At 46.1% G+C, this 5844-nt stretch carries 3 protein-coding genes and 1 pseudogene; 1 reads left to right on the top strand and 3 read right to left on the bottom strand.

Annotation, left to right across the window (positions count from 1 at the left end):
• Positions 1-45: 45 nt before the first annotated feature.
• The 3 genes from ACEW9I_RS10670 to ACEW9I_RS10660 all read right to left on the bottom strand — a co-directional run bounded on the left by ACEW9I_RS10670 (position 46) and on the right by ACEW9I_RS10660 (position 4711).
• A complete protein-coding gene (locus tag ACEW9I_RS10670) occupies positions 46-1614 on the bottom strand; it encodes a response regulator (protein ID WP_373540322.1) in 1569 nt (522 codons plus the stop codon).
• Between the two features lie 287 nt (positions 1615-1901).
• Entirely contained in the window at positions 1902-2369 is a 468-nt protein-coding gene (locus tag ACEW9I_RS10665; RefSeq protein WP_373540321.1) for a response regulator, read from the bottom strand.
• Positions 2366-4711: an ATP-binding protein gene (locus tag ACEW9I_RS10660; RefSeq protein ID WP_373540320.1), complete on the bottom strand. Its 2346-nt coding sequence runs from the start codon at positions 4709-4711 to the stop codon at positions 2366-2368. Before ACEW9I_RS10660 ends, ACEW9I_RS10665 begins: the two co-directional genes overlap by 4 nt.
• Before the next feature lie 416 nt (positions 4712-5127).
• Between ACEW9I_RS10660 and ACEW9I_RS10655 the strand changes: the two are divergent.
• A pseudogene (locus ACEW9I_RS10655) lies at positions 5128-5844 on the top strand (ISAzo13 family transposase); the annotation flags it as partial.

The following is a 5844-nucleotide window of genomic DNA, read 5'->3' as shown; positions in this document are numbered from 1 at the left end:
TTAAATCAATGTTTTTTCAACTATTAATGATATTGATGGTGGATTTTAATGTGCCAAAAATTGAAAAAATTCTGCTGTTAGCCTAAAAGTGTTGAAATGCCTGAGTTTGAGGAGACAAAACTTCATCGAACTCAGGTTAATGAGGTTGGCAAAAACTTGTTTTAAGTGTAGAGAGTGAGTGTTAAAATTGGGTAAATCGGTCGGGAAATTGATTTCAAATTCAGGACTAGGTTCGATTGTGAATATCACCTCCGTAAACAAATCGCTCAGATTGATATTTGTCGATTCGATATTTTCTCTACCAACTCTGGCATATTGAAGTAATCCTTTAATCAACGCATTCATTTGCAATATTTGCATTTGAATTAGATCGATTTGTTGTTGATTTTCTGGAGGAAGTGTCCCTTCCAAATCTTGGCTCAACCAGTTGGTGAGATTGCTAATTCTACGCAGGGGTGCTTGGAGATCGTGAGAGGCAATACAAGCAAATTCATTTAGTTCTTGATTGCGTTTTTCCAGCAGGTTGGTGGCGACAGATAGGCGGAGATTGATCTGTTCGATTTCGAGGACGCGATCGCGTAGCTGTTGTTCTATTACTTGTTGGTGGGCGAGGCTGGCTTGGAGATCTGAGACTAGCTCGGCTTGCTGAATTGCTACTGCCATCTGGATCGATAGTTCGTTGACGAGGTTTATCTCGTTGGCTACCCACGTTCGGCTCGATCGACATTGATGGACGATCAGCAATCCCCAGACGATCGGGTCGCTCGATTGTGGCGATATTTCTCGGAACAGGATCGGGACGATGACTAGGGATCTAACTTGAAACTCTTTGAGCATTGTCACATAACAAGGCAACAGATCTGCTGTATCGATGTCCGAAACGATAAAACTGCGCCCAGCCAGGTATTTGGTAATCGGATGAGCGGTGCGATCGTCAAAACAACCCTCCTCGATCTGCTTACCTAATGATGAAGTCCACTGGGGCAAGACCGCCTCGGCGACGATGGTGCCACTGAGATCTGGCTGTAATTTATAAACTGCCACTCGATCGCAATCCAAAAGTTCGCGACATCCCTGCACTGCGGATTGGAGCACCTCGGACAATTCGACCGCCTGACCGATCTTGACTACGATCCGCGCTAGCAACTGTTGCTGTTGGTGCTGTCGATCGATCTGAGCTTGCAACTTTTGCATCGACAGGGCATTGACGATCGCATTGGCTAGCTTGAGGGGTGTAAGCTGGCTTTTGACGAGATAGTCGATCGCGCCATGCTTCATCGCCTCTACTGCCACTATTTCGTTCCCCTGCCCAGTGAGCATAATCGTCGGCGGCACGACATCCACGCGCTCGGCTAGCTCTTGGAGAAATTGCAGTCCATCCAGCTCAGGCATCAAGTAATCGAGCAAAATCAGATTCGGACAAGTCTGTTCGCACAGATCTAGGGCTACTGTTGCCGAGTCACAATCCCAAATCTGAGCCTCAAATCGATCGGTAGCTTCCAAATAGCGGCGATAAGTGTAGCGATCGGTTGCAGAGTCATCGACAATCAGGATCGTACAACTTGCGGGCAAGATTTTGTCCGATTGGTTTGGCTGACTGGTGTTAATAATCATCGCTAGTCTGACTCCGCAAATAGTTAATATTTCGCTATATTATTGACAATATTCATTGTAATACTTTTAGTGGGGGCAGTTCTTTTAGTAGAATTGCCCCACTAAAAGTTGCTACCGTGTATACACATCTCTGAGAAAAAGCGAAAACCCTAGAAATCCCCCCAACCCCCTTAAAAAGGGGGAGCAAGATCCGGATCTTAGCCCCCTTTCCAAGGGGGTTGGGGGATTTAGATCTACGCATCAACTCAAACCGACTTCTGTATATACGGTAGACTAAAAGTTACGGTTCAAAAATCGGGATCGCTCGCATTCGGCAGGATGACGCTCTCGAACCAATATGCTAAGAAGATCCGCAGCAATTTGCGGAGATCGTCGATCCGCATCGGTTTGAGCAAGTAGCTGTTGACTCCCGACTGGTAGCAAGCTGCGATATCCTTGGGATTAGCAGAAGTACTCAGAATCGCGACGGGGATGCTTTTGAGGGTCTCGGTAGTTTTGATAACGCTCAGGACTTCGCGCCCATCGGTACCGGGTAAATTGAGATCTAACAGGATCAAATCGGGATTGGGACAATTTAGCCGATCGAGATAACTGCCTTCATGATGGAGAAAATCGAGTGCGTCGTCACCATCCAGACACCGCTCGATCGAGATGGCTCGATCGAGCGCATCAGAGATCGTCCGACACAATACTTCAAAATACTCATCGCTATCTTCCACAATCAGTAATGTTGGCAATCGAGATTGGTCTGTCACTCACTAGTACCCAATGTAAAGTAAAAGGTGCTGCCCTCACCGAAGGTCGATACTACGGCAATGTCTCCACCGTGGCGTTCGACAATCTTTTTGACGATCGTCAGTCCAGCACCAGTACCGCCCCCGTACTTGGTAGCCGGATGCAGCCGCTTGAAGATTTTGAAGATATTTTCAAAATGTTTAGCGCGAATCCCAATCCCATTATCTCTGACAAAAAACACCGTCTGCGATCGATCCAAGCTGGTGGGTACTAGATCGTCGCTCTCAGTCGGTAAGATATAACCAATCTCGATCGATTTCTGGTCGCGATCGTTATACTTGAGGGCGTTGCCGATCAGATTGGTAAATAACTCGGTGACTTGAGCGCGATCGCATTCGATTCGGGATAGCGGTCTGGGAATCTGTAACTGCATGGGCGACGGCTGGCTGATTTTGATGACCTCCATGACACTCTCGACGATATGATCGAGCGCGACTGGCTGAAGTAGCAGTTCGGCCCGACCAAAGCGCGAATAGCGCAACAATGACTCGATCAGATCTTCCATCCGCTGTGTCAACTGCATCAGGGTCGCTAGCTTGTGAGTGCCATCTTCACCCAACTTGTCGCCATAGTCTTCAATCAGGAAGGTGGAATAGTTGTGGATGCCCCGGAGTGGCTCTTTGAGATCGTGAGATGCGACGTAGGCAAAGGCATCTAGCTCGACATTGCTACGTTCCAACTCGGCATTCAATAAAGCCAATTCGTCCGCTTTTTGGAGGACGATCCCGATGATTTTGATCCGCAGCTCCAGGGCTGCTTCGATTTCGCAGGCTTTCCACGGCAGCGATTGGCGTTGGACGGTTTGCTTCCACAGTTCAAATGATTTGCGGGGTGCCATCCGCAACTGATTATGTTCATCGACTTCGACAGACTTATTGGGTTCGCCGCCCCACTCGACCGTTTGAATCACTTCCGGTCGGAACCATAGTAAATAGGTTTGCTGAATTCGCGAAATCCGCAGTGCTAGCAACCCGCTGGCAACGTCCTTGTAAGGCATCAAGGGTGGATAATCATTAATTAGTGTACTAGTGCTATAAACCGCATCTTCGCCGATCTGGCGATCGATCCAGGCTAGCAACTCAGGGATCTCGGTTGTGGGCGGGGTTGTCCCAATACAGTCAATCTGACCGTGTTCGCAAAAAACTACCCCAGTTGCGCCGACTAGCTCGATCGGATCGCGCGGATTTTGGGTGAAACTGTCTCGCAGCTTTTGACAGCTAGCGATCGTATTGACAAATCGCGCTTGAGCTGATTGGAGTTGCATTTTGTAGCTGACATCCTTCGCATCATCCTTCGACCCGATCTCAAACGAAATTACCTGTCCCAAAAACTCACAAATTGTCCGCGTCTCATAGGAAAGTTGTCTGGGCGTAGAGTGATGACAGGCAATCAATCCCCACAATTGGCGATCGCGCAAGATCGAAATCGACATCGAAGCGCGAACGCCCATGTTGTACAAATATTCTGTGTGCATCGGCGAAACACTCCGTAGTGCCGATAGACTCAGATCCAGTGGCTTACCAGTGACTGGGTTGAGAGTTGGCTCTAGCTGGACTCGCTCGTAGCGCACATCGGGGATAATGCGGAGCAAATTGAGCCGATAGAGTTCTTTGGCTTGCTTGGGAATATCGCTAGCCGGATAGTGCAACCCCAAGAAAGATGTCTGCGCCTCGTGCTTGTTTTCAGCGATGACTTGTCCAGAACCGTCTGTATCAAAGCGATATAGCATCACCCTGTCGAACCCCGTTAGCGTCCGAACCACAGTGACGGTTTGTTCGGCAAGTTCGGCGAGGGTTTGGGTATTCTGAATCCGATCGATTGGCGTTTTGACAAACTTATAAAAGTCAAAGAAGCTCACAGCTTGTCGATCGGCTGCAACACTCAAGCAGCGTTCTAGCTCCATGACGATGACCCCATCAGTCCGATGCACGATCCCTTCAAAGCCCTCAGATTTGCCATTGACTTGTAAAGATAATCGCAGTGGATTGACGTTTTCAAAGTCACCATTGACGCAACTCTCGATCGTCGCAAACTGGGTTTTATCCATCAATAATGATAGCGGCTGTCCCAATAATTCAGTAGGTTTTTTGCCCAGAAATATTTCACAATTTTGACTAACCTGCAAAATCGTCAAGTCAGTTTCTAAAAATGTCAGTAACACACCATGAGACTGAATCGCGCTTGGGATATGAATCGGTTCGCGATCGCAATTGGTCAAGTCAAGATCGGACGGGATCGAGTTGGGATCGGTAAGCTTGGCGATCGATTGCTTGACCTGAGAGATAAGATCTAGTGATGTCATGACAAATACAAACGGTAAATTTTAGCTAGAGCCAGATAGAGCAAATCGTGGATGTTCGTTAGCGGAGCCGATCCTTTGGATCTTCGCTGTTAATGACTTGATGCCGTCAGTTAAAGGATCTTCAATGATAGTTCTCCAGACAATTATAGTCCGATCGAGCTAGTCAGTAGGCAGGACGATTGATTATTTCACTAGATTTACGCTACTGTGCCGATTGTTTATTTGAAAATGTGTTTTTCACGATCGGCATCTATCTAAAGATATATTTTTTACGGATTAACTAAGGAATGAGGATTAACTAAGGAATGAGGATTAAATAACTTGCAAGACTAGTAGCAAAGTACTGTAAAATTAAGAAATAGCTTTAAGGGAAGACGATCGTGGTAAAAATAGATACTTCAATCAGCGAACAGCAGATGAAACTTTACTATGAATCCCTGTCAGAGAAAGACCGGAGGCGATATGCAGCAATTGAAGCCCAAAAAATTGGCTATGGTGGGATGCAATATATTAGTAAATTATTCAAATGTAACTACAGAACTATCCGGCAGGGATGTGCTGACTTGAAGCAGTTCGATTTAATCAGCAATCCCCGAATTCGGAATCCAGGCGGAGGCCGAAAAAAAGTAATTGAGACGCTGCCAGGAATCAATGAAATATTTCTAAAGGTAATAGAAAATCACACAGCAGGTTCACCAATGGATGAGGAGATAAAATGGACGAACCTAACTCGCCAAGAAATAGCGAACTTGTTAGCAGAAAAAGGAATAGATATAAGTGTTACGTTTGCTTGTGATTCTATTCGTTATTGGTGGGATAATTACGGAAAGTATCAATATAAGCTAGCTGACTCTATCCTAATATTATGCGATGGTGGGGGCAGCAATAGTTCTCGTTATTATGTGTTCAAAGAGGCTTGACAACTTTTGGTTAATGAAATTGGAATTGAAATTAGGATTGCACACTACCCTCCTTATACATCTAAATATAATCCAATAGAGCATCGTCTTTTCCCTCATCTAAGTCGGGCTTGTAAAGGGGTGATTTTTCAAAACATTAGTACTGTATCGAAATTCATGGCGACAGCGACTACCCAGAAAGGTTTACAGGTATTTACAACCATAATTGATAAA

The organism is Chamaesiphon sp. (genome assembly GCF_041738855.1).
In the GTDB taxonomy this organism is placed as follows: domain Bacteria; phylum Cyanobacteriota; class Cyanobacteriia; order Cyanobacteriales; family Chamaesiphonaceae; genus Chamaesiphon.
Note: the sequence above shows the minus strand (reverse complement) of the source record. Positions and strands in the feature narration are given on the sequence as shown.